Here is a 24095-nt window from a genome sequence, read left to right on the forward strand (position 1 = left end):
CGATGCCACCCGACCCCGGGCCATCCGTCAATCAAGTAGAGTGCCAGACGAGCCCCAACTTGTACGGAGTCCCACGGATGAATCTCAGTGACATGGCCGTGGCCTGGGTGACCTCGCTCCTGAAGATGGAGCGCGGGCGATGGCCGGAGATCCTCACGCGGCTCGAGACGATGCTGGGGGAGTCCTGGTCCTTGCGCCGCCTCGCACGGCCCAACACCTACTCCCTCGGCGCCCGCCCTCGGGATGGCCGTGAGCTGCCCCTGGCCGATTGGCTCGAGGAGCTCGGCAAGGCGGGCCCCCTGGAGGCACGCGCGCTGGACCTGGGCAGCCTGTCCATGGAAGGGCTCCCGGCGCACATGGCCGCCGCGTTCGCCAACACGCAGGGGCTCGCCCTGGAGCTCCGCACGCGCGGCGGCGCCTCGGTCTTCGTGCTCGAGACCGTCTTCAGCCGCCAGAGCCTCATCACACCCGCACAGCTCGTGGAGATCGCCCTCCTCCAGCCGCACTCGGAGCGCGTCCTCGAGGCCTGGGCACGGGTCATCACCGAGTCCAACGAGCTCAATGGCCGGCCCGCCGTCGAGGCCTCCCAGGTGGTGCGCTACCTGAGTTCCCGCGAGGGGGCGCAGGTGCTCGATTTCCTGGGCGGAGACCTGATGAGCGCGCTGCAATCCACCGTCCGCCGCGAGAGCGCGGTGGAGAACATCCCCGAAGCGTACCGCTCGTTCTTCCACACGTCGGATCCCGACGATTTCGATCGCCAGATGCTCGGCCCGGACCGGCAGCACGAGTTCGTCCCCTCGGAAGAGCGGCTGTACCTGGAGAGGGGGGCGACGGCCCAGGACTTCGTGGCGCTGGTGGAGGCCCAGCCCTTCGCGCGGGAAATCTGGGAGCGGATCGCCCGGAACCTCAACCAGTTCCTGGCGGAGGGCGAGGAGCCCTACACGGCGGAGTCCATCGCCGCGAAGCTCCGGAACGAGGGCCCGGAGGCCCACCTGGGGCTGCCCATGGGCAACCTGACGCAGGAGTGGCAGGGGTGCTGCCGGGCACATGGCGCCGACCCCATCATCCCCGAGGCGCTGCGCGGGTGTGTCCGCCGCAGCGGGCCCACGCCGGAGGAGCGGGAGAAGGACAAGGGACTCCTCCTGGAGCGGGAGAAACTGCGCCTGGCGCCCAACACCGAGGGCTATCAGGTGTACCTGTTCCAGGAGCTCGGGGAGTTGCCCCCTCGGCTCGGCTCCCCTGCCCGGCCCGCCGCGGAGCTCCGGCAGGAGTTCCTCGCGGCCCTGCGAGAGGCGGAGACATTCGCCGAGCAGCAGGGCTCTCCCTTCTTCGAGGCCTTCAAGCTGGCGCGCTTCGTCCTCGAGAGCGGCCAGGTGCGGCTCACGGGGGAGCTCACCCCGGAGCGGGTGGACGCCCTCGTGGCGGTGCTGAAGGCGGCGGGGTTCAGCGAGCGCGCTCGCGACGTCTTCGGACGCAAGATCAACGCCGTCTCGGATTTCGAGCCCTTCCAGCCCTCGGAGGAGAAGCTCCGGGGAGTCCTGGCCTGCTCGGTGGCGGATGTCTTCGGAGGCATGGGCTCGTGGAACGATGAGAACTTCGAGACAGAGGAGGTCCATGCGCGCTACGAGCAGGTCTCCGCGCGCCTCTTCAGCGCCCTGCGCGCGTTCACGTTGACCACCCTCAACGCGAAGTGAGCCCCCAGGGGGAGCGGACCTGGAGATCTCAGTAGCAGCGGACACGCCTCCTTGGCATGTTCGCGGCCATGAAGACGGTCCGCTCCATCAACCCCGAGCTCCTCCCCAAGCACTTCGAAGCCGAGAGCATCGAGAAGAAACTCGATGCCCGGTGGGAGTCGGAGGGCACCTATCGTTTCGATCCCTCGCGCACCCGCGAGGAGACGTTCGTCGTGGACACCCCGCCGCCCACGGTGTCCGGCTCGCTGCACGTGGGCCACATCTTCAGCTACACGCACACGGACGTCATCGCCCGGCAGCAGCGGATGCTCGGCAAGAACATCTTCTACCCCATGGGCTGGGACGACAACGGCCTGCCCACCGAGCGCCGGGTGCAGAACTACTTCAACGTCCGCGCCGACGTCCGCACCCCGCACGAGTCCGGCCTCCGTCTGGAGCCGGCCACCGCCGAGTCCTCCAAGCAGCCGCCGCGCACCGTCTCGCGCCCCAACTTCATCGAGCTGTGCCACCAGGTGACCCAGCAGGACGAGCAGGTCTTCAAGGGTCTGTTCCGGCGCATCGGCCTGTCGGTGGACTGGGCCGAGGAGTACGCCACCATCGACGACGACAGCCGCAAGCTGGCGCAGCTGTCCTTCCTGGACCTGTACGAGAAGGGCCACGCCTACTCGGTGAAGGCCCCCACCATGTGGGACGTGGACTTCCAGACGGCCGTGGCCCAGGCCGAGGTGGAGGACCGGCCCCAGGCGGGCGCGTTCCATGACATCGAGTTCGGCGTGGAGGGCTCGGATGCGCGCTTCACCATCGCCACCACGCGCCCGGAGCTGTTGGCCGCCTGCGTGGGCGTCACCGCGCACCCCGACGACGAGCGCTACAAGGGCCTGTTCGGCAAGCGCGCCATCACCCCGCTCTTCCGCGTCCCGGTGCCCATCTTCCCCAGCGAGCTGGCGGACCCCACCAAGGGCACCGGCATCCTCATGGTGTGCACCTTCGGTGACGCCACGGACGTGCTCTGGTGGCGCCAGCAGAAGCTGCCCCTGCGGCAGATCATCGGCCGCAACGGGCGCCTGATGGCCGTCACCTTCGGGGAGCCGGGCTGGGAGAGCCTGGATGCCCCGGCCGCGCAGGGCTTCTACGCGGGCCTGCTGGGCAAGTCGGTGAAGCAGGCGCGCACCGCCATGGTGGAGCTGCTGCGGCGCGAGGACGGCGCGGCGAAGCCCGGCATGGGCGTCCCGCTCCAGGGCGAGCCCAAGCCCATCCAGCGCGAGGTGAAGTTCTTCGAGAAGGGAGACCAGCCGCTCGAGTTCATCTCCACGCGCCAGTGGTTCGTCCGCCTCATGGACAAGAAGGAGCAGTTGCTGCGCTTCGGCGATCGGGTGAAGTGGCACCCCGAGCACATGGGCTCGCGCTACCGCAACTGGACGGAGAACCTCCAGCTCGACTGGTGCATCAGCCGCCAGCGCTACTTCGGCGTGCAGTTCCCCGTGTGGTACCCGCTGGACGCGGACGGCAATCCCATCCACGACAAGCCCATCGTCGCCACGAGTGAGCAGCTCCCGGTGGATCCCACGGTGGACGTGCCTCAGGGCTACGACGCCTCGCAGCGCGACCAGCCCAACGGCTTCACCGCCGAGTCGGACGTGTTCGACACCTGGTTCACCAGCTCGCTGACGCCGCAGATCGCCTCGGGCTGGGAGCTGGATCCGGAGCGCCACCGCAAGCTGTTCCCCGCGGACATCCGCCCGCAGAGCCACGAGATCATCCGGACGTGGGCCTTCTACACCATCGCCAAGGCGATGCTTCACGAGAACACCATCCCCTGGAAGCACGTGCTCATCTCCGGGTGGATCCTCGATCCCGACCGCAAGAAGATGTCCAAGAGCAAGGGCAACGTCATCACGCCCATGCACCTGCTGGAGAACTACGGCGCGGACGCGGTGCGCTACTGGTCGGCCTCGGCGCGGCTGGGCACGGACACGGCCTTCGACGAGAAGGTGTTCAAGGTCGGCAAGCGGCTGGTGACGAAGCTCTTCAACGCCGGCAAGTACGTGCTGAGCCAGACGGCGCAGGAGCACCCCATCACCCACGAGCTGGATCGGGCCTTCGTGGCGAAGCTCGCGAGCGTGGTGGAGACCGCGACGGCGTCCTACCAGGAGTTCGAGTTCGCCCCGGCGCTGGCCAACACGGAGAGCTTCTTCTGGGCGAGCTTCACGGACACGTACCTGGAGCTGGTGAAGGCGCGTGCGCGCGGAGAGTCCTCGGGTGGCGAGGAGGCACGCGGCTCGGCGGTGGCGGCGCTGCGGCTGGGGCTCAACGTGCTGCTGCGGCTGTTCGCCCCCGTGCTGCCCTACATCACCGAGGAGGTGTGGAGCTGGGCCTTCGCCGAGGAGACGGGCCGCAAGAGCATCCACCGCGCCCGCTGGCCCGACGCGCGAACCTTCGCGGGCATCGAGAAGCCAGCCAACCCGGCCTCCTTCGCGATCGCCGAGGCCGCGCAGCAGGCCATCAACAAGCGCAAGAGCGAGTCCGGCGCGGGCGTGGGCCGGGGCGTCACCCGCATGAAGCTCGCGGGGAACGCGGCCACCCTCGCCGGCTTCGGGCCGGTGCGCGAGGACGTGCTGTCCGCCACCCGTAGCCAGGGCGTGGAGCTGGTGGAGAAGGCGGACCTCGCCGACGGCACGTTCGAGATCCTCGACTTCGAGCTGGCCCCGGCCGCCGAGAAGGAGAAGGCCCCGGAGCCCTCCGAGGGCTGAGCGGAAGCCCCGGGCCGAGGCCCCGGCATGAAACGAGCCCGGCGATCCTCATGGGGCCGCCGGGCTCGTCGTTCATCGGGTGCTGCTCACCGCGGCTACAGGCGCGCGGTCAGCGACAGCATGAGGCGCCGCGGGAGGATCGGCCGGGCCAGGAAGATGTCCGGCACGGCGCCGAGCGACTCGTCCACGCGCGGGTTGCCCTCGGTGAGGCCGGTGCTGTTGAGCGCGTTGAAGAGCTGCAGGTCCAGGGTGAAGTTCTCGTACGTGTAACCCACGCGGGCGTTGAACTGGCCGAAGCCGGGCAGGTCCACCGTGTTGGCGTTGTTCGAGAACCGGTGGCCCACGTAGTTCCAGTTGATGCCGAGGCTGACGTCTCCGTACATGAAGGTGCCCGTCACATCGCCAATCACCTGGGGGATGCGGCGGATGCGGTTGCCGGTGAAGTCCTCCGCGCCCTCGTTGAACTCCGTGTAGCGCGGATCCTGCAGCGTCAGCATGGCCTGCCCACGGAACCACTTGACCGGCTGCACCGCGCCCTCCAGCTCCAGGCCGAAAGTCTGCGCCTTGCCCGCGTACACGGTGACGAAGCTCGTGTCTCCCGTGTCCGGATCCACCCGGGCGTCCTGGCTGGGGAAGTTCTCGATCTGCATCCAGTAGGCCACGGCCGCCAGGGCGTACCAGCTTCCACCCAGCTTGATGCCCGCCTCGTTCTGCCACAGCAACTCCGGCGTCTGAGGGAACGCCGGGTCGGACGGATCCGTGGCGGTCAGATACTGGTCGAGCAGCGGCATCTTGTAGCCGCGGCTGCTGCGGGCGTAGACCGAGGCCTGCTCGGACAGGGCGTAGTTCACGCCGCCCGAGAGCGCCCAGTCGGTGAGCGACGTGGTCACCTGCTGGAACTTGCCCGTGCCGAACAGCGCGTTGTCATCCGCGTTGGTGGTGGGATCTCCCAGGTCGAACGAGGCCGTCCGCTCCACGTTCTGCTGGAACGAGTTGCGCTCGACACGGCCGGCCAGGTCGATGCGGAACTTCTCGCCGATCTTGACCTCATCACCGAGGAAGGCCGCCGCGATGGTCGCATTGCCCGTGCCGTTGGTGTAGCTGCTCAGGTAGCGGCGGAAGCCATTCTGGGTGACGTTGCGCACCACGGAGCCACCCGGCGCATCGAGCACCTGGAGATCCAGGAAGTTCGGGCGGCTGCGCACGTTGGTGACGATGTCGTTGAACTGCCAGCGGTTGTCCGCCGTGTAGTAGCCGAGGTAGAGGCCACCGGAGAGCGTGTGCTCGGTGGGACCCAGCGAGCCGTACTTGATGAACCGGAGCTGGTTGGACACGTTGGTCATGGGCTTGTTGATCAGCCACTGGCCACCCAGGTTCACGAGCCCATTGGGCGTGGAACACGCGCCGGTGCCGAACTCCGGAGCACCGGGCAGGTTGGAGCAGGTGATCCGATAGGGCGTGCCCGCGCCGACGACCGACTCGGCCCAGGCATTCGCGTCACGCAGCTCGAACGGCAGCATCGCGTTCCAGCTGTGATCCATCATCATCGCCCGGAGGTTGTCCTGCACCTCGAGCCGCAGCCCGGGGAAGTACAGGCGAAGCTCGGCCATGGCGGAGCCGCCAATCTGCTGCTGGCCGTTGTCCAGCGGGAGGTTGAGCAGACCCGCACCGCGAGGCAGCGGCACCTGGGCATTCACGCCCTCGGGCGAGGTGAGCGTGCCATCTGTCGGGAAACCCTCCACGAAGTCATAGCCCGTCAACCGGTTGCTCGAGTCGAACCGGCCCCGGAAGGGCAGCGGGAGGTAGAAGGTGTTCCGGTCGTTGAGGTACTTGAACGTCACGCGCGCATGCCCGTCCACCTTGTCCGTGTGGAAGGTGCGCATCAGGCTGCCCTTGAACTGGCCACCAGTGGACGCGGGGAAGCCCGGGTACCGCACGCCATTGTCGAAGCGGTAGAAGCCGCCGACGGAGAAGCGCCAGTCGTCCCCGATGGGGCCGTTGAGGTTGGCATCGAGGCGGTACAGCCCCGCCGTGGCGGTGGAAGCCCGGACCGTGCCGGCCAGCTTGTCGCCACCCGTCTTGTTGATGAAGTTGACGACGCCGCCGGGCGCGTTGCTTCCGTAGAGGGCCGAGGTACCGCCGCGCACCGCCTCCATGCGCTCGATGTTCTCGTCCACGCGCAGGAAGATGTCGTTGTTGACGAAGAAGAGCTCCGTGGAGTCGAAGACGGGCATGCCGTCCTCCATCAGCGCCACGTAGCGGTAGGAGCCATCCGCCGGGAGACCGCGGACGAACAGGTTGCCGCCGACCTCACCACCCGAGCTCTCCACGTAGAAGCCGGGGACGATGCGCATCAGGTCCGCGGTGTTGCGCGGCGCGCGGGCCTTGATCTCCTCCTCGTTGAGGGTCGAGATGGCCGTGCTGGAGCGGATCTTCCGGTCCGGCGTCTGCGCCGTCACGACGATCTCCTCCACCGCCAGGAGATCCAGCTCGAGCGCGAAGTCGGCCTGGAGCGGCGCATCCGCGGCCACCGTCAACTTGCGGGTCTGGCTCATGAAGCCCTCGCCCCGCACCTCCAGGGTGCGCTCACCCGGAGCCACGCCCGTGAGGGTGTAGTTGCCCTGCACGTCGGTCTGGACACTCTGCTTCGTGCCCCGCACCGAGACGACGACCCCCCACAGCGGATCTCCATAGGCCGCGGTGACCTTGCCCTGCACCGTCCCGCCCTGCGCTGCGGGCGCTGGCGCTGGCGCTGGCGCTGGCGCCGGTGGCGGTGCTGGAGCGGGCGCCGGCGCGGGCGCTGGTACCGGCGCGCCCTGCTCCTGCGCCCATGCCGCCTGCCCGGAGACCAACGTGAGAGCGATTGTCGTGCACAGGACATTCGCTCGCTGCTTCACCGTCACTTGCTTGCTCCGCACGACTGGGGGAACGCTTTCGAAGCGGCTCGACTTCATCAATGCATTGCCTCCTGGACAGAGGAGCGGGCATCCCCCCACAGCCGCACTCCCGGGTGTCTGACCAAACTAGCAGACGTCATGCGGCTTTCTGTGAGTCTTCAACATCTGGAACACTGCGTCATGCCATGACGAATCCAGCGTGGACCCACCGGACGGCAGTTGTCTTCATTCCTCCCGCCGGGGTCTGGCCGCCCATCCAGGCGATCCGCCACGAGCATGACCGGCAGATCCAGCGCTGGATGCCCCATGTCACCCTGCTCTACCCGTTCGCACCACGCGACGAAGTGCCCGCGCTCCTGCCTTCACTCGAGGCCGCCTGCGCCGCGCTGAGTCCCTTCGAGGCGGTCCTCGCCTCGTTCCAGGTCTTCCAGCACCGCGCGGACCGGAGCACGCTCTGGCTCGCGCCGGAGCCCCGCGAGGCCTTCGTCCGGCTCCAGGCCGTGCTCCAGGCCGCTGCTCCCGCGTATGCCCATACCTCGCGCTTCCCGAGTGGATTCACTCCGCACCTGAGCGTGGGCCAGTCGGGGAGCGCCACACAGGTCCAGGCGCTCCTGGAGCGGCTGGGCGAGACCTGGACGCCCCTCGTCTTCCAGGTCACCGGGGTGAGCATCATCGCGCGCGAGGGGAATCGTCCCTTCGAAGTCATACGGACACTGCCGCTCGGGTGACACCGCGACAACTCGCCACAGGGGGGTGGCGAGCCCCGGCCGCTAGAGTGCAACGCGTCATGTGGAAGTCATGCCTCGCCGCCCCCCTGCTCATGGCCACCCTGCTCGTTCCCCTGGAGGGACGGGCCTGCGCCACCTGCGCCTGTGGAGATCCAACCCTCACCTCCATGGGCACCGAGCAGCCCTTCGCCGGGCGCCTGCGGCTCGCCAACCAGGTGCGCGCCTGGAGCCTGACGACCGGCCAGGACGCCGTGGACGCCGCCACCCTGCGCGAGCTGCGCATGGACCTGTCTGTGGCCTATGCCCCCCTGCCCTGGCTCTTTCTGTCCGCCACCCTGCCCCTGCAGACGCGCTCGTTGCAGCAGATCAGCCTCTCGCGCGAGACGGCGTGGGGACCCGGGGACATGGAGGTCGGTGCCAAGGTCTTCATCTTCCGGGATCGCGAGTTCTCGGCGAACCATCTCATCGGCGTGCTCGCCGGGGCCCGGCTGCCCACCTCGCCCACGGTGAACGACGCGGACGGACGCCCGCTGTCGCTCGATGCGCAGCTCGGCACCGCGTCCCTGGATCCGCTCCTGGGGCTCTCCTATTCGACCTTCCGCGGTGACTGGTCCTTCCTCGCCAGCGCCACGGGCTACCTCCCCACGCGCGGGCGCGAGGGCTTCCGTGCCGGAGCCTCCCTGCGCACCACGCTGGCCGCGCAGCTCCAGCCGAGCCCGCGCTGGGCCGTGCGCCTCGCCGTGGACAGCCGCCTCGAGGGCCCCAGCGATCTGCGCGGCGTCGCCGATCCGGTGGGCAGCGGGTTGCTCGCCTTCGTGTCCCCGGACGTGCTCTTCAGCCCCGTCACCGACGTGATCGTGGAGCTCGGGGTGCGCGTGCCCGTCCTCAACCTCCTGGACAACGTCCGCCAGAGCCCCATCCTCCAGGCCTCCATCGTCTACGATCTATGAAGTCCCGCACCGCCTCCCTCTTCCTGTTGGCCCTCTGCGCTTGTGGCGCTCGCGAGGAGGGCGTCCGCCTCCATCTCGGGCTCGACTTCCGTCCCTCCACCCAGACGCTGGTGGAAGGCACCGCGCGCCAGTTCACCAACGACCGGGGTGACCGCATCACCCTGAATCGGGCCCACGTCACCCTGGGCAGCGTGGAGATCTTCCCCTGCCAGACGAGCAGCGCGTGGCGGTGGTTGCGCGCCCTCTCCCCCATCGGCACGGCCGAGGCGCACGAGGCCAACACGCCCCGGCGGCTGGGCATCCCCCACGTGAACGGCCTGGAGCTTCCTGACGGCGAGCTGAAGGCGCTGGGGACGTTGGAACCGCCGCCTGGAAGCTATTGCCGGGCCCGCCTCGTCTTCGCGCCGGCGGACGCGGACGCCGAGGGGCTGACGCCGGAGGTGGACATGGAGGGAAGGACCCTGCTGCTGGAGGGCCGGATCCTCCCCGCCAGCGGTGGGCCCGAGCAGTCCTTCCGCCTGGAGTCGGCCAGCCTCACCAACGCCGAGGTCTGGCTGGACGGGCTCTCGCTCACCCCGGACGTGCTGGAGGCGAGCCGAACCCTCCACCTGACGTATGACCGGTGGCTGGACGGCGTGGACCCCACGTCGCCCGGAGCCGCCGAGCAGGTGCTGCGCAACGTGGCCCACTCCGCCACGATCGGTCCCTGACGGACAGGACCCGGGGAAGCGGGCTCAGCGCAATTCCGCGTGCTCGAACACGCGGGTGCCGAGCACGAGTGCGCCCCAGGAGCCCACGCAGGCCACGGCCAGCGCGATGGCCGCGAGGAAAGGCACCGAGGCGTCGAACCACAGGAGGTTCGGCCCCAGGACGAGCAGGTCGCGCAGCCGCTCACGCCCCTCGTACATATCGGGGCGGTAGAGCAGCACCACGGTGGGAATCATCGGCAGCATCCAGAGCAGGAACGCGACGAGCAGTCCCTGGAACGCATCGCGCACCAGGAGCAGCGGGCCGACGAGCACACAGAGCAGCAGCACGGCCAGGGCCGTGAAGATGAGCCCGGAGCCGATCGCCCCCGCCACGCTCACGGTGGACCCCTCTCCCATGAAGGGCCGCACGGCGAGCCCCGTGAGCAGGGACATCACGATGCCCACCACCGACGAGGCGAGCAGTACGGGGCCCACGCGGGCCATCAGGAAGGCCCGGCGCGAGATGGGTTTGCAGAGCAGCATCTCCAGGGAGCGGTTCTCCCGGGGCTCGACGAGGGCGCGCATCAACCCGGCGACCCCGCCGAAGAAGGGCAGCATGTAGATGCCGGTGTAGACGTTCACCAGGATCACGGCATCGAGCCCCCGGATCAGGAACGAACGCTCCATGAAGGAATTGACCGCGGCGGGAAGGCGCGGAATGAGCTCGGCCGTGAAGAAGACCACGACAATGCCCACGAGCAGGGACACGAGCGGCACACCGCCGAGGGAATGACGGGCCTCGAGGAGCCGGTAGCGGCGAAGAGGAGCCTGCATGGCGTCACACCTCCAGGTGGCGCGCCCGCAGGGCGCCGAGAGCGAGCACGGCCACGTTCATGCCCAGCAGGGCGGCGATGGGTCCCACCATGTGGGCGGGGCTCGGATCATCCAGGTGGCCGAGCATGGAGATGCCCTGGGTGATGGGGTTGAAGGCGGAGAGGCCACTCCAGGCGGGGTTGTAGAAGCCGATGAAGGCCAGGCCCACGAGCAGGCTGAGCACCAGCAGGCTCACGAGCGCCGCCAGCGCCCGCTTCTGGATGAGCACGGCCATGAGCGCGCTGAAGCAGACGCAGAAGAACGCGGCGAACAGGTGCACCGTCATCGAGGCGAAGAAGATCCCCGGGCGGAATCCCGGGATGGTCCGGGAGACGAGGAGCGCGGTGACCAGGTGCGCGCCGAGGTAGAGCACCCCCATGACGGCACAGGCCGACAGCGTGCGCGCCAGGAAGTAGGCGGAGGGCGACATGGGCTTGGACAGCAACACCGCGAGTTGTCCCGTCTCCTTTTCGCGGATGAGCAGGCTGCCCGCGAGCACCACCCCGAGCACCATGACGCTCTTGTTCATCGCCAGGTCCGTCCAGATGAACAGGAAGAGGATGGAGGGGTCCGAGGTGGAGAACCACCCCTTCAGGGCCGAGAGCACGTGCTCGGGCGGCTTCGCGGCGATCACCGGCATGGCGAGCGCCGCGTAGGCCAGCATGCCCGCGGCCAGCCACGTCTTGCGCTCGCCGAAGGTGGCCCGCATGTCGAGCCAGAGAAAGCGCGCCTTCATGCGGCCCTCCGCGCGAGTGACAGGTAGAGCTCGTCCATGTTCGCCGAGCGGTGCTCGCTCTTGAGCCCTTCGATGGGGCCGAAGGCGACGAGCCTGCCCTGGTGCAGCGCCGCGACGCGCCGGCAGAGCGTTTCGATGTCCGACAGGATGTGGCTGGAGAAGAGCACGGTGACGCCGCGCTCGGAGGACAGGCGGCGCAGGTGCTCGAGCAGCTCGTGACGGCCGAGAGGATCCAATCCGGAGGTGGGCTCGTCCAGCAGCAGGATGCGGGGCTCGTTGATGAGGGCCTGGGCGAGCCCCACCTTCTGCGTCATGCCGGTGGAGAAGCCGCCGAGCTTCCGGTCCGCCGCGGCCTCGATACCGAAGAGCTGGAGCAGCGATTGGATGCGTGACTCGGCCACGCCGGTGTCGAGGTCGAACATGGCGGCGACGTAGTGGAGGAACTGGCGCGCCGTCATGTGGGCCGGGAGCGCGTAGCTGGCGGGGAGGAAGCCACACTGGCGGCGCACCTCGAGGCTCTCGCGCACCACGTCGTGGCCGAGCACCCGGGCGCTGCCCGACGTGGGACGCGTCAGCCCGAGCAGCATCCGGAGGGTGGTCGTCTTCCCCGCGCCGTTGTGCCCCATGAAGCCGAAGATCTCCCCGGGCTCCACGTGGAAGCTCACACCATCCACTGCCCGGACGGGGCCGTAGACGCGGGTGAGTCGATCGATCTCGATGGCATGCATGGCATTACCTCGTGGAGCCGCGCCCCGGACGCTTGCCCGGGGATGGCGGAGTGGGCGCGGGCGCGGACAGCCCCGCGATGAAGATGTCGATGACGGCGTCGAGCAGGCGCTCGCGGGAGATGCGGTCTCCCGTGGTGACGAGCCCGGTGTGGTAGTGCAGGAAGCGCATCAGTCCGAGGACGAAGGGCACCGCGTCGATGTCCAGATCGGCGCGGAGCTCGCCCCGCTCGATGCCCTCGCGCACCCAGCCGCGAATCATCTCCAGCTGGGCATCCGCCTTGCGCGGGTTGTCTCCGGACTCGGCCAGGGAGCGGAGCACCGCCACCTCGGGATCCTCGCGGAGGAGCCGCTCGAACAAGGCGTCACGCGAGAGCTCCCGGTAGGCGAAGCGCAGCGTGGCCCGCAGGCGCTCGCGAGGCGACTCCAGCCCCATCACCTCCGCGGCGTACCGGCGCCCGATCTCCTCGAACAGGGTGCCGATGACCGCGTGGAGCAGGACCTCCTTGCTCTCGAACTCCAGGTAGACGGCGCCCTTGGCGATCCCCGCCTCGCGGGCGATGTCCTCGATGCGGGTCCGGCGGAACCCGAAACGCTCGAAGTGGCCCTTGGCCACCTGGAGGATGCGCTGGCGCCGGAGCTCGACGGATGTCGCTGCCATATGGACATCATGACCAGATTCGGATTTCTGGTCAAACGGTCACGGTGGGAGTGTCCGATCCCCATCTGGGGAGGGACGAGTCCCTCTTGGGAGGGAGGCAAGGGAGGGTGCGCCGTCGCTATACGTCGCCAACCTCTGGAACCAAGGGAGCCCACACATGGCGATGTTCACGACGAAGGATGGCACGCAGATCTATTACAAGGACTGGGGTTCGGGTCAGCCGGTGGTGTTCAGCCATGGCTGGCCGCTCACCGCGGACGCGTGGGAGGACCAGATGGTGTTCCTCGCCTCCAACGGCTTCCGGACCATCGCCCATGACCGGCGCGGGCATGGCCGCTCCAGCCAGCCCTGGAATGGCAATGAGATGAACACCTACGCCGATGATCTCGCCGAGCTGTTGGAGAAGCTGGACATCAAGAAGGCCATCCTCGTCGGCCACTCGACGGGCGGCGGCGAGGTGGCGCGCTACATCGGCCGGCACGGCACGAGCCGCGTCGCCAAGGCGGTGCTGGTGGGCGCGGTGCCGCCCATCATGCTCAAGACCGCCGCCAACCCCGGTGGACTGCCGATCTCCGCGTTCGACGACATCCGCAAGGGGGTTGCCGCGGACCGCTCGCAGTTCTTCAAGGATCTGACCACGCCCTTCTTCGGTGCGAACCGCCCGGGCTCGAAGGTCTCGCAGGGCATGCGCGACAGCTTCTGGATGCAGGGAATGATGGGCGGCCTCAAGCCCGAGCTCGACTGCATCAAGGCCTTCTCCGAGACCGACTTCACCGAGGATCTCAAGAAGTTCGACGTGCCGACGCTGATCATCCACGGCGATGACGATCAGATCGTGCCGATCGACGCCTCGGCCCGCCGTTCGGCCCAGCTCGTCAAGGGCGCGACGCTGAAGATCTATCCCGGTGGCGATCATGGCCTCGCCGCCACCCACAAGGATCAGCTCAACGCGGACCTGCTGGCGTTCGCCCGGGGCTGACCCGGCCAAGAGGCGCTAATCCCGTTACATTCCCTCTCCCCTCGGGAGAGGGTCGGGGTGAGGGTATCTGTCCCTGTTCTCCAACCCATGAACCCCAATGTGGACAGGGGTTCAACCCGGGATGCGTGGCACCCTCACCCCGTCCCTCTCCCGGAGGGCGAGGGGAAATGGCCGCGAAGGGGAATTAGAGGGAGCGAGCCAGCACGAGATCGCGTTGGGCATCGCCGCCGATGACGAACGTCGTCTCGCCCACCTCGGAGAAGCCCCAGCGCGCGTAGAAGTCCCGGGCGCGGAAGTTCCGCTCCCAGACCCCCAGCCAGATCACGTCATGGCCCCGCGCCCGGGCCTCTTCCAGACAGCGCTCCATGAGCGCCGCACCCACTCCGGTGCCATGGAAAGGCTTGTCCACGTACAGCCGCTCGATGCGCAGCGGCCGGCGCCCCGGCACACCCGGCTCGGGAGGCATGTCATGGAGCAGCGCGAAGCCCGCGGGAACACCGGCGCTCTCCGCCAGCAGGAAGGAGCGCCGGGGATCCCGCAGCTCCTGCTCCTGGAGGGCGAGTGAATAATGCGAGGCCAGGTGGGCCGCCAGATCCTCGGGCCGGTTGTCGGCGGCGAAGGCGTCCCGGAACGTGCGAGCGCCCAGCTCGGCGAGCAGGGCGGCATCGGCGGGCGTGGCGAACCGGATGGTGAGGCTCATGGGCGCGGCGACCATACCGCCGCGCCCAGAGTTCCGCCCAGCCCCCGGAGCGCGCCTACTTCGTCTCGGGCGCGGGGCGCGGCCGGGCGTCACCGGCCGGCGGTGGCGGCACGGCGGGCGACTCCGGAGCGGGCTTCACCGCGAAGGGGCTCTGGGGCCGATCCTTCGCATACGGGTCGGCCCGGGAGATGAGCCGGGTGGCGGACGCCTCCACCCACGCGGAGAGCCCCCCTGTCTCCACCACCGAGGCACTCCGGCCGATGACCTTCCGTGACTCGAGCGCGATGAGGCGCAGATCCACGGCGAGCCGTCCGGTGGACACCGGGCGCAGGCTCAGGAGCAGCAGGCGCGTGGCACCCGAGAGCCCGGGAGCCGCCAGGAGACAGCGCGGATCATCCTGACACCCCTCGCCCCGGGACTTGAGGTAGCCGCCCAGGTCCACATAGGGGGCCTCGAGACGGGAGCCAAGCGTCCGCCCCGCCTCGAGGGCGGCCTTCTCCAGGCCGGAGTCCGCGATGGACACCACCATCAGGGACGAGACCGGAGCGGACGAAGCCGGTGGAGCCGGGTCCGCCGACAGCAGGAGCAACGTGAGCGCGGTGAGCATCATGGGCGCACCCTCCCCTACCAGCCGTAGCTCGCGGCGAATCCCAGCGTCGGCCCGCCACCCCGCGAGGCACGGGCCTGATAACCGGCCTCGGCGCCGAGCGAGAATGCGTCGGAGAACTTGTAGTCCACGCGGTAGAGCAGCCGCACGCCGGTGGGACCCGAGGGAACGTTCGTCACCTGCACGGCGGCGCTCATGGGGAAACGATACACCGTGTCCCAGGCGAGCCGGATCGTCGCGGCGCCGCCAAGGCCTCCAGTGTACTCACCCTCGATCTCCGCGCGAGCCCCATTGGGCCGGCCGATGCGCACCTTGCCACCGATGCCCGCCGAGAAGCCGGTCGCGTTGCCACCGAGCGTCAGGCGCACACCGAGGCCGAAGAACGGGCTGAAGCCCACGTCCACCTCGGAGAAGCCATAGTCGAGGCCCGGACGCAGCCCCGGCAGGCTCTCCCCCTCCGGGGCGATCAGGCCGAAGGGCGGCGTATTCGCGCGCAGGTGGCCCACGCCGATGCGGATGGAGTCGATGCTCATGCCGCCCACCTGGGTGAACAGGCGGTAGAGGTAGTCCGCCTCCAGCCGGTAGTAGCGGTCCGCGTAGCGCGTGCCGTTGAGCGTCTGGGAGCCGTAGTCCACGTACTCGGCGAAGGCGCTCACGCGCGAGCGGCGCTGGCCGTACGCCTCGAGCAATGCCTCACGCTCCAGCGTGTACTGGGGCACCTCGATGAGCACCGGGTACGGAGTGTCGGCGCTGGCGAAGCGCACGTTCTCCACCCCATCGGTGTCCCGGGCGGTGACGTAGTACTCCACGGGCACGCGCTGCTCGGGGGACAGGGCGATGACGGCCGCGTAGGTGCCATCGGCGCTGAGCTCGAAGGCCGTCTCGCGGAAGGCCGGCTCGCCCACGGTGCGGTGGTGGGCGACGAGCGCTCCCAGGCGCCAGGCCGGAGCCACCTCGGCGCGGAGCACGAGGTTGTTGCCGGCCAGGACCTGGGCGGCCGGGACGTGCCGTACCTCGAGGGGCTCGGCGGGTGCGGCCGGAGCGGCGCTGGCCGGAGCGGCGTTGGCCGGCGGCGTCTGGGGAGGAGCGAGCAACAACAGGAGGCAGGTAACGGTGGAAAGGGTCATCATCGGAGGTGTTCTCCCGGAGTCCGCTACCAGTGGAAGGTGGTCCCCAGCCCGAAGCCGAGGCCGGAGTGGTTGATGTCACGCAGCTGGTAGCTCACGCGGCCGGCGACATCGAGCCAGGGGGTGATGGAGCGGCCCACCGTGTAGATGAGGCGCACGCCCAGGTCCTCACCGATGGGCTCGTTGGTGACGACGACCTCGGCGCTCATGGGCCAGTTCTTCACGGCGTCCCACGACAGCGCGAGGCTGCCGCGCTGGCCGATGTCCGCGATGCTGGCGCCACGGATCAACAGGGAGGTGCCCGTCTCGCTGCCAATGCGCAGGCCGAGATCGAAACCGCCCTTGAGCCCGTCCGAGGTGACACCCGCGGTGCCCTTCAGCAGCAGCGCGAGGGACGGGTGCAGGCGCAGCTCCAGCTCACTGAAGCCGTAGGTGTAGCCCACCTCCTGGCCGGGGACGGTCGGGTCATCGAGCTGATCGCGCGGCGTGCCGATGCCCCGGTAGTTGCCGAAGCCCACGCGCACCGCGTGCACCGTCGTGTAGACGCGGTAGAGGAAGTCCGCCTCGAAGAGATTGTAGACGTCGTTGCCCTTGAAGCGGTTGAAGTCGACGTACTCGTCGCTGACGCGCACGCGGCTGCGGTTGCGGTACTCGATGCGCTCGTCCCGGGGCGGCCGGCTGATGGTGATGTGCTGGGGCCGGGAGGGGCGGCCCGCCGCGGCGAGCGTGGCGCCCGCGGGCTCCACCGCCTCGACGTAGTACTCGATACCCGGCTCCACCACCGCCTCCTTGGGCAGTGTGGCGCGGAAGTGGCCATGGGGCTCGGCGCGCATGTGCACGGTGCGGTAGGTGGGCGAGCCGCGCTCACGCCAGTGCACCATCACCGCGCGCGGCGTGGCACCCGCCAGGCTGGAGAGGGACACGGTGATGAGCTCGTCGGTGAGCGCGCTGGTGGGGGCACTCACCTTGAGGACGGGCGCCACCGGCGAGGCGGGCACCTTCGTCGTCGAGGAGGCCATGGGCGCCTCGCGCAGCAGGGAGATCTCCGTGCGGATGGGGCCGGCCAGGTCCGACTGGGGCCAGTTGGCGAGGAAGCCCTCCCACACCTTCGCGCGCTCGGCGGGCGGGAGCTTCAAGGCGGTGTTCCACGCGGTGCGCAACGCGGTACGCTCGGCGTCGGACGGGCCGGCGGAGGCGAGCGCGGAAGGCTGCGCCGGAGTGGCCGCACCCGGCGAGGAGGGCCGCTCACGCGGGGCCTGGGGATTCACCTGCTCCACCTCGTCACCCACCTCCATGCGGGCCAGGAGCTCGTCCGGGGCGGAGATGCGCGAGAGCGTCTCGCCGGCCTCCAGCACGGTGACCTCGCCGAGCAGGAACCGGTCGCGCAGCACCTTGCCCGTGGCCGGGTGGCGCGCCTCGATGACGCGGTAGACGCGCAGCCGTTCACCAGGCTGCGCCGTATCCGCGCGCCCGAGATCGACGAAGGCATCCGCGCCCTCGATGCGCAGCACGTACGCCGCGCGTGGGGCCGCGAGGGCGGGAGCGGACAACAACAGCAACAGGAGGAGCGGGAGCTTCATCATCACCTCTCGGAGGCCCCGCGAGGCGAGGCCGGATGCCCCAGGCGAGGGGCGTGCGTGGCTCTGCGGGCTTCGTGCCAACTCGTGAACAAGAGGATTCCCCTTCGGACGACGGCGCCGGGAACCCGGAGCCGGTGCGAAGGCTTCGCGGCCGATGTGCAGGGCGATTCACATCTGTGCAGGAGCGCACGGGGCGGCTAGAACCCGGTTCGCCCCATGGCTTCCTCCCCTCCCGTCTCCGCCTCTCCATCCACGCTCGACCCTGGCAGGGGGGGCGTCCGCGTGCAGGTCTCCGGCATCCGGCGCACCTTCTCCGGGGGGGTCTCCGTACTCGACGGGCTGGACCTGGACGTCGCCGCGGGCTCCTTCGTGGCCCTGGTGGGCCCTTCCGGCTGCGGCAAGTCCACCCTGCTGCGCCTGGTGGCCGGGCTGGACCGGCCCGACGCCGGCACCCTCACCTTCTCCCCTCCCCTGGATCACATTCCGGGAGCGCGCACCCCCATCGCCTTCGTCTTCCAGGACGCGCACCTGCTGCCCTGGCGCTCGGTGCTCGACAACGTGGCCCTGCCCCTGGAGCTGGCCGGGGTGCCGGCCCCGGAGCGCCATGCCTCGGCCCACGCGCTGTTGAAGGAAGTGGGGCTCGGCGACGCCACCTCGCGCTACCCGGCCCAGCTCTCCGGCGGCATGCGCATGCGCGTCTCCCTGGCCCGGGCGCTCGTCACCCGTCCCCGGCTGCTGCTGCTGGACGAGCCCTTCGCCGCCCTCGACGAGCTCACCCGCAACCGGCTGGATGATCAGCTCCTCGCGCTGTGGAAGGAGCTGGGAATGACCGTCCTCTTCGTCACCCACTCGCTGTCCGAGGCCGCCTACCTGGCCGAGCGCGTCGTGGTGCTGTCACGCAGACCCGCGCGGGTGATGCTGGATCAGCGGCTCGCCCTCCCTCCGGAGCGCCTCCCCGCCCTGCGCGCCGATCCCGGCTTCGCCCGGGAGATGGGCCGGCTCCTCCAGGCGCTGGAGCAAGGAGAAGCCGCATGAAGGCCCTGCGCGACGCCCTGGCTCCGCTGGCCGCGCTCGTCATCCTCCTGGCCCTCTGGGAGACCGTGGCGCGCGTCTTCTCCGTGAGCCCCATCGTGCTGCCACCCCCATCCGCCATCGGCCTCGAGGCGAGCCGCTCCGCGGGCTCGTTGCTGAGCGGGGCGCTGTCCACCGGCCGCTCGGCGCTGGTGGGTTTCGGACTGAGTGCCGGGGTGGGTGTGCTGGCCGCCATCCTCCTGTCCTCGTCGCGGGTGCTGGAGCGGGCGCTCTACCCCTACGCCCTCTTCCTGCAGATGGTGCCCATCATCGCCATCGCCCCGGTGCTGGTAGTGTGGTTCGGCCATGGCGCACGCGCGGTGGCCGTCTCCTCCTTCATCGTCTCCGTCTTCCCCGTCATCGCCAACACGCACACCGGGATGCGCTCGGTGGACCCGGCCCTGAGAGACATGTTCCGCCTCTACGGCGCGCGCCGGGTGGCCACGCTGTGGAAGCTGGAGCTGCCCGCCTCGCTGCCCCACCTGTTCACCGGCCTGCGCGTGGCCTCGGGCCTGTCCGTCGTCGGCGCCATCGTGGGCGAGTGGGTCGCCGGCGTCGTCGAGGGCGACTCCGGGCTGGGCATCCTCGTGCTGGCGGCCAACCGGCAGGGAAACACGGCCCTGGTCTTCGCCGCCGTCCTGGCGGCCTCGGCGTTGGGACTGCTGCTGTTCGGCGCGGTGAGCCTCACCGGCGAGCGCATGCTGCGGCGCTGGCACCCATCCGCCTCGGGCTCGTGAGGGCCCCCATCCCCTTCTGCTGCTTCTTCCGGAGGAAACCGAAATGAGAGGACGTCTCGTCGGATTGCTGGGAAGTCTGGTGCTGCTCGTGGTGGCGGGAGCGTGCTCGCGCTCGAAGGAAGGCGCGCAGCAGGCGGGAGGCTCGGACGCGGGCGGCGCGCAGGCCGCGGCCCAGATTGCCCGGGTGAAGCTGGCGCTCAACTGGGTGCCCGAGCCCGAGTTCGGTGGCTTCTACGCCGCGAGGGATCAAGGCGCGTTCAAGCGGCAAGGGTTGGAGGTGGACATCCTCAGCGGCGGGGCCGGCGTGCCCGTGCTGCAGATGGTGGCCACAGGTCAGGTGGAGTTCGGCATCCTGGGCGCGGACGAGCTGCTCACCGCCCGGGCGCGCGGCGTGGATCTGATTCCGCTGTTCGCCGTGTACCAGACGTCGCCGCAGGCCATCATGGTGCACGCCTCCCGCGGGGCGAAGAACATCCAGGACGTGCTCGCCTCGGGCACCATCGCCCTGGAGCCCGGCCTGCCGTATGCCGCGTACCTGAAGAAGAAGTACGGCTTCGACAAGGTGAAGGTGGTGCCCTACGACGGCGGCGTGGCGCAGTTCGTGACGAACAAGGACTTCGCGCAGCAGTGCTTCATCACCTCGGAGCCCATCGCGGCGCGCAGGCAGGGCGCGGATCCAGTGGTGTTCCTGGTGGCCGATGAAGGTTTCAATCCCTTTGCGGCCGTGGTCGTCACCCGCCGGGAGCTGTGGAAGACGCAGCCGGAGCGCGTGAAGGGCTTCGTGGCGGCGGTGCGCGAGGGCTGGCGCGCCTACCTGGACAATCCGGCGCCGGCCAACGCGGTGATGGCGAAGCTGAACACCACCCTGGACGCGGAGACGTTCGCGGCGGCGGCGCAGGCGCAGAAGCCCCTCATCGAGACCGAGGAGACGCGCACCCGGGGCCTGGGATCGATGAGCCGCGAGCGCTGGGAGACGCTGGGACGGCAGCTCGTGGAACTGGGCCTCATCGAGAAGGCGCCGGCCGTGGACGAGTTCCTCCTGCCCGAGTTCACCCAGGCCCCCGGCAAGACTTCTCCGTGAGCCATTGGCGGACTCCAATCACAAACACAAAATCACAGACACGCCAATCATAAACACAAACAAACTCAACAAAGACAGCCAATACAAAGACAATCAACAAATCACAAGCAAATGCAAAAATCAAACCAATCAATAAATAACAAACAAAAAACGCCAGCCACGTAGCCGATTGATATCAATCACAGACACATTAGCCGTCAGGAATTAATGTATTTCTATTCGCCGAGCGGAGGCCTACATGCATGGAAATGTAGGCATGATGGATCAGCAAAAAGACATCCGTGTCGCGAAATGTAGGCACGATATCCGTCCCCTGGCACAACTGGGGGCGGGAAACATGCCGAAATGTAGGCATGACATGATCCACATCGGATATCCGCGAATAGCGCGCGGGGCACGCCCATGAGCCATCCGCCCGAGCCCTCATCCACCCTGGCAGCGCCCCGCCCGGGGCTCCTGGCCCTGTCGTACCTGGCCTTCGTCAGCCTGGGACTGCCGGACGCGGTGATCGGCGTCGCCTGGCCGTCCATCCGCGAGACCTTCTCACTGCCGCAAGCGGCGCTCGGCGCCGCGCTCGCCATGGCGGCCTCGGCGTACTTCACGTCGGGCCTGTTCGCGGGGCGGCTCATGCGCACCGCTGGAATCGGCACCGTCCTGGCCGTCAGCACCGCGCTCGCCGCCACCGGTGTCACTGGCTACGGGGCCGCCCCCGCATTCGCCCTCTTCATCGCCGCGGCCAGCTTCGTCGGGCTCGGCTCGGGCGCGATCGACACCGCGCTCAATACGTACGCCGCCCACCACTTCGGAGCGCGCCACATGAGCTGGCTGCACGCCGCCTACAGCGTCGGGGCCGCGCTCGGTCCGGTGCTCATGACGGCGCTCCTCACGCACGGCGCGGGGTGGCGGGCCGGTTATGCCGTCATCGGCGGAGCGCTCGCACTGCTCGCGGTGGCCTTCACCGGGATGCGCCGGCAATGGGACGCCAGGCCGGGCTCGAGCCCTCCCACGGCCGAGGCCCCGGCCCCCGTGGACGCCACCTCCCCCACGGTCACCGCGAGGGCCACGCTGCGCCGTCCCCGCGTCTGGCTGCAGATCGCCATCTTCTTCCTCTACTCCGGCGTCGAGGTCACCGCGGGACAGTGGAGCTACACCGTCCTCACCGAGGCGCGCGGGCTCGGCACCGCGGTGGCTGGAACGTGGGTCAGCTTGTATTGGGCGGGCCTGCTGGCCGGGCGCATCGTGCTCGGCTTCGTCGTCGAGCGGGTGGGCCCCGTCCGGCTCCTGCGGCTCGGCACCGCGGGGACCGTCGTGGGCGCGCTCCTCCTCGCCCTCCCGGCGGTCCCGGCCGTCCTGGGGCTGGCGTTGCTCGGCTTCTCCCTGGCGCCCATCTTCCCGGCCCTCATGTCCGAGACGCCCCGGCGCGTGGGCGCGGATGCCGCCGCGCACGCCGTCGGCTTCCAGGTGAGCGCGGCGACGATGGGCGTCGCGGTCGTCCCGAGCGCCGCCGGCCTCATCGGTGAGCGGCTCGGGCTCGCGGCCATCACCCCGTTGATCCTCGGCGTCGCGGTACTGCTGGCCGGGGTCCACGAGGTGCTCGTCGCACTGGCCGACCGCCCCACCCCTCCCGGGTCCGGCAGCCGCCAGACCGCCCCCCGAGGCTGAGCGCCGGGCGGCGGTTCCATCACCCCGAGCCGCCGCTCAGCGCTTGTCCTGGCGGATGCGGACGAGACCTTCCTGGGCCACGGAGGCCACCAGCCGGCCCTCGCGGGTGAAGATGTGCCCGCGCGCCAGGCCACGCGAATTGCCCGTCCACGGGCTGTCCATGGCGTACAGCAGCCAGTCGTTCACGCGCAGGTTCCCGTGGAACCACAGGGCGTGATCCAGGCTCGCCATCTGCATGTTGCGCTGCATGAAGCTGGTGCCGTGCGGCTGCAGCACGGTGGTGATGAGGTTGAAGTCCGAGGCGTAGGCGAGCACGTACTTGTGCACCTGCGGATCCTCTGGCAGCTCGCCGTCCGCGCGGAACCACACGTACTTCACCGGCTCGCTCACCTTCGGCTCGAACGGATCGAAGAGCGTCACCGGACGGATCTCGATCGGCTTCTCGCACAGGAACTTCTCCCGGACACGCTCGGGAATGAGGTGGGCCCGGCGGCGCAGCAGCTCGATGTCCGAGGCCAGCCCCTCCGGTCCGGGCACCTCGGGCATCTTCACCTGGTGCTCGTAGCCGGGCTCGTCCCCCTGGAAGGAGGCCATCATGGTGAAGATGGACTCGCCCTTCTGGATGGCCACCACGCGGCGGGTGGTGAAGCTGCCGCCGTCGCGGACGCGATCCACCGTGTACACCACGGGCAGGCTGGCGTCCCCGGGGCGCAGGAAGTAGCCGTGCATCGAGTGCACATGGCGCTCGGGCATCACCGTCTGGCTGGCCGCCGACAACGCCTGGCCGATCACCTGCCCGCCGAAGAGCTGCCGGTAGCCCAGATCCTGGCTCACCCCCCGGAACAGGTTCTCCTCGATGGGCTCCAGCTTGAGCAGCGCCAACAGTTCATCCAGAACGCGACTCATCCCTTCTCCTTCTTCTCCACATGGCCCCGGGGCATTCGGCGTCCGGGCTGGTACGGCTCCGTACCATGGAGGAAACGGCGGGGCTTCGCCAGTGAGAGAAGCATGGAACCGCCCAGGGCACCGCGCGCGAGGCCCTCGGGAGGGGGCCCGGTTCCCGGCTGGACAGGCGGCCAGGAGCCCCGGGAGGGCCGGGTCAGGCAGAAGCGGAAGGGGGCCGATGTTGGGCGAGGACCGTCAGGGTGGGCCCGTACACTGTCGTCCATGCGCCCCGGCGGCGAGGGACGGTGAGCGGCCCGTCCCCATACCCCGGAGGAGACCCTTGCCCATGCGAATCCTGGTGGTCATCGCCTGCTTGATGGGGCTGTTCAGCGCCCTTCCCGCCCACGCCTCGGGACTCGAGGACGTGTTCGGCCGGGAAGTGCCGCTCGGACAGGGGCGGCCGGCGGTGGTGCTGTACGCCAACCGGGACACGCGGGACGTGCTGCGCGAGCACGCCCTGCGCTTCGCGTATGACCTGCGCCGCCAGCACCCCATCGTGGTGGTGCGAGTGGACCTGCGAGGCATCCCCGGCTTCTTCAAGGGCGCCGCGAGCCGGGAGATCCGCAAGATCCACAACGACTCGCTCACCAAGGTCCGCGAGCTGTTCCTCTCGCAGGGCCAGCAGCCGCCCGCGGACCTGGAGCAGTCGCTCTACATGGTGGCCGACACCACCGGGGCGCCGCACAGCGCGCTGGGGCTGGAGAAGGGCTTCCGCCAGGCGCTCGTCCAAGCGCTGGGGCCCTGGGGGCGGGAGCTCGCGCGGGGGCCGTTCCCCGAGTCCGCCGGGGCCATCAGCCGGGCGCTCTCCGCGCCCTCCCAGTCGCTCGTCAGCGCCATCTCCCGGTAGCACCCTCGCGGCACGGCTCGCGCGAGGGTGTTTCCAGGAGCACTGCTCGAAGCGCG

General features: G+C 69.4%; 21 protein-coding genes. 11 read left to right on the plus strand and 10 right to left on the minus strand.

The genetic code is table 11. From position 1 onward, the window contains the following. Window positions 1–77 precede the first annotated feature (77 nt). The gene (locus BO221_RS15875) at window positions 78–1694 is read left to right on the plus strand and encodes a hypothetical protein (protein ID WP_073561276.1); all 1617 of its coding nucleotides are present in this window, start codon (window positions 78–80) and stop codon (window positions 1692–1694) included. Window positions 1695–1762: 68 nt separating this feature from the next. Further along, window positions 1763–4444 carry a valine--tRNA ligase gene (valS, locus tag BO221_RS15880; protein ID WP_073561391.1) on the plus strand — a complete coding sequence of 894 codons (2682 nt, stop codon included), beginning with the start codon at window positions 1763–1765 and terminating at the stop codon, window positions 4442–4444. A 95-nt stretch (window positions 4445–4539) separates the two neighbouring features. Here valS and BO221_RS15885 read toward each other — a convergent pair whose 3' ends face one another. After that, on the minus strand, window positions 4540–7362 hold the full coding sequence (locus BO221_RS15885) for a TonB-dependent receptor (RefSeq protein WP_158079852.1): 2823 nt from the start codon (window positions 7360–7362) through the stop codon (window positions 4540–4542). A 164-nt stretch (window positions 7363–7526) separates the two neighbouring features. Between BO221_RS15885 and BO221_RS15895 the strand changes: the two genes are divergently transcribed. Genes BO221_RS15895 through BO221_RS15905 form a run of 3 tightly spaced genes read left to right on the plus strand, consistent with a single transcriptional unit; the run spans window position 7527 to window position 9729 of the window. After that, the gene (locus tag BO221_RS15895) at window positions 7527–8069 is read left to right on the plus strand and encodes a 2'-5' RNA ligase family protein (RefSeq protein WP_073561279.1); all 543 of its coding nucleotides are present in this window, start codon (window positions 7527–7529) and stop codon (window positions 8067–8069) included. 59 nt (window positions 8070–8128) lie between these two features. Next, window positions 8129–9019, plus strand: a complete 891-nt coding sequence (locus BO221_RS15900) for a hypothetical protein (RefSeq protein WP_073561280.1) — start codon at window positions 8129–8131, stop codon at window positions 9017–9019. Continuing rightward, entirely contained in the window at window positions 9016–9729 is a 714-nt protein-coding gene (locus tag BO221_RS15905) for a hypothetical protein (protein WP_073561281.1), read from the plus strand. The genes BO221_RS15900 and BO221_RS15905 overlap by 4 nt, the downstream gene beginning before the upstream one ends. A gap of 24 nt (window positions 9730–9753) precedes the next feature. Here the strand turns inward: BO221_RS15905 and BO221_RS15910 are convergent, their stop codons facing one another. The 4 genes from BO221_RS15910 to BO221_RS15925 are packed head-to-tail and all read right to left on the minus strand — an operon-like array spanning window position 9754 to window position 12703. After that, on the minus strand, window positions 9754–10542 hold the full coding sequence (locus tag BO221_RS15910) for an ABC transporter permease (protein ID WP_073561282.1): 789 nt from the start codon (window positions 10540–10542) through the stop codon (window positions 9754–9756). Between the two features lie 4 nt (window positions 10543–10546). After that, window positions 10547–11317: an ABC transporter permease gene (locus BO221_RS15915; protein ID WP_073561283.1), complete on the minus strand. Its 771-nt coding sequence runs from the start codon at window positions 11315–11317 to the stop codon at window positions 10547–10549. Further along, window positions 11314–12045, minus strand: a complete 732-nt coding sequence (locus BO221_RS15920; protein WP_073561284.1) for an ABC transporter ATP-binding protein — start codon at window positions 12043–12045, stop codon at window positions 11314–11316. Before BO221_RS15920 ends, BO221_RS15915 begins: the two co-directional genes overlap by 4 nt. Before the next feature lie 4 nt (window positions 12046–12049). Beyond that, entirely contained in the window at window positions 12050–12703 is a 654-nt protein-coding gene (locus tag BO221_RS15925) for a TetR/AcrR family transcriptional regulator (RefSeq protein ID WP_073561285.1), read from the minus strand. Between the two features lie 157 nt (window positions 12704–12860). Between BO221_RS15925 and BO221_RS15930 the strand changes: the two genes are divergently transcribed. Further along, window positions 12861–13682, plus strand: coding sequence for an alpha/beta fold hydrolase (locus tag BO221_RS15930; RefSeq protein ID WP_073561286.1), 822 nt, complete (start codon window positions 12861–12863; stop codon window positions 13680–13682). A gap of 184 nt (window positions 13683–13866) precedes the next feature. Here the strand turns inward: BO221_RS15930 and BO221_RS15935 are convergent, their stop codons facing one another. The 4 genes from BO221_RS15935 to BO221_RS15950 are packed head-to-tail and all read right to left on the minus strand — an operon-like array spanning window position 13867 to window position 17699. Further along, window positions 13867–14382, minus strand: coding sequence for a GNAT family N-acetyltransferase (locus tag BO221_RS15935; RefSeq protein ID WP_073561392.1), 516 nt, complete (start codon window positions 14380–14382; stop codon window positions 13867–13869). A gap of 55 nt (window positions 14383–14437) precedes the next feature. Beyond that, window positions 14438–14992 carry a hypothetical protein gene (locus BO221_RS15940; RefSeq protein WP_073561287.1) on the minus strand — a complete coding sequence of 185 codons (555 nt, stop codon included), beginning with the start codon at window positions 14990–14992 and terminating at the stop codon, window positions 14438–14440. Window positions 14993–15006: 14 nt separating this feature from the next. Next, window positions 15007–16119 (minus strand): hypothetical protein, encoded by a 1113-nt coding sequence (locus BO221_RS15945; RefSeq protein WP_073561288.1) that lies wholly within the window; start codon window positions 16117–16119, stop codon window positions 15007–15009. 23 nt (window positions 16120–16142) lie between these two features. Next, window positions 16143–17699: a hypothetical protein gene (locus BO221_RS15950; protein WP_073561289.1), complete on the minus strand. Its 1557-nt coding sequence runs from the start codon at window positions 17697–17699 to the stop codon at window positions 16143–16145. A gap of 213 nt (window positions 17700–17912) precedes the next feature. Here BO221_RS15950 and BO221_RS15955 point away from each other — a divergent pair, with 213 nt between their 5' ends. The 4 genes from BO221_RS15955 to BO221_RS15970 all read left to right on the plus strand — a co-directional run bounded on the left by BO221_RS15955 (window position 17913) and on the right by BO221_RS15970 (window position 22247). After that, complete coding sequence (locus BO221_RS15955; protein WP_198956125.1) at window positions 17913–18731, plus strand: ABC transporter ATP-binding protein; 819 nt, start codon at window positions 17913–17915, stop codon at window positions 18729–18731. After that, window positions 18728–19504 (plus strand): ABC transporter permease, encoded by a 777-nt coding sequence (locus BO221_RS15960; protein ID WP_073561290.1) that lies wholly within the window; start codon window positions 18728–18730, stop codon window positions 19502–19504. Before BO221_RS15955 ends, BO221_RS15960 begins: the two co-directional genes overlap by 4 nt. Window positions 19505–19547: 43 nt before the next feature. Continuing rightward, window positions 19548–20585 carry an ABC transporter substrate-binding protein gene (locus BO221_RS15965; protein WP_073561291.1) on the plus strand — a complete coding sequence of 346 codons (1038 nt, stop codon included), beginning with the start codon at window positions 19548–19550 and terminating at the stop codon, window positions 20583–20585. Between the two features lie 402 nt (window positions 20586–20987). After that, on the plus strand, window positions 20988–22247 hold the full coding sequence (locus BO221_RS15970; protein ID WP_073561292.1) for a sugar MFS transporter: 1260 nt from the start codon (window positions 20988–20990) through the stop codon (window positions 22245–22247). 36 nt (window positions 22248–22283) lie between these two features. Here BO221_RS15970 and tesB read toward each other — a convergent pair whose 3' ends face one another. Then, entirely contained in the window at window positions 22284–23153 is an 870-nt protein-coding gene (tesB, locus tag BO221_RS15975) for an acyl-CoA thioesterase II (protein ID WP_073561293.1), read from the minus strand. Window positions 23154–23478: 325 nt separating this feature from the next. On the opposite strand from tesB, the gene BO221_RS15980 reads away from it, so the two are divergent. Then, window positions 23479–24039, plus strand: coding sequence for a hypothetical protein (locus BO221_RS15980; protein WP_073561294.1), 561 nt, complete (start codon window positions 23479–23481; stop codon window positions 24037–24039). Window positions 24040–24095: the final 56 nt, after the last annotated feature.

Origin of the sequence: Archangium sp. Cb G35 (genome assembly GCF_001896145.1) — a bacterium.
Taxonomy (GTDB): Bacteria; Myxococcota; Myxococcia; order Myxococcales; family Myxococcaceae; genus Archangium; species Archangium violaceum.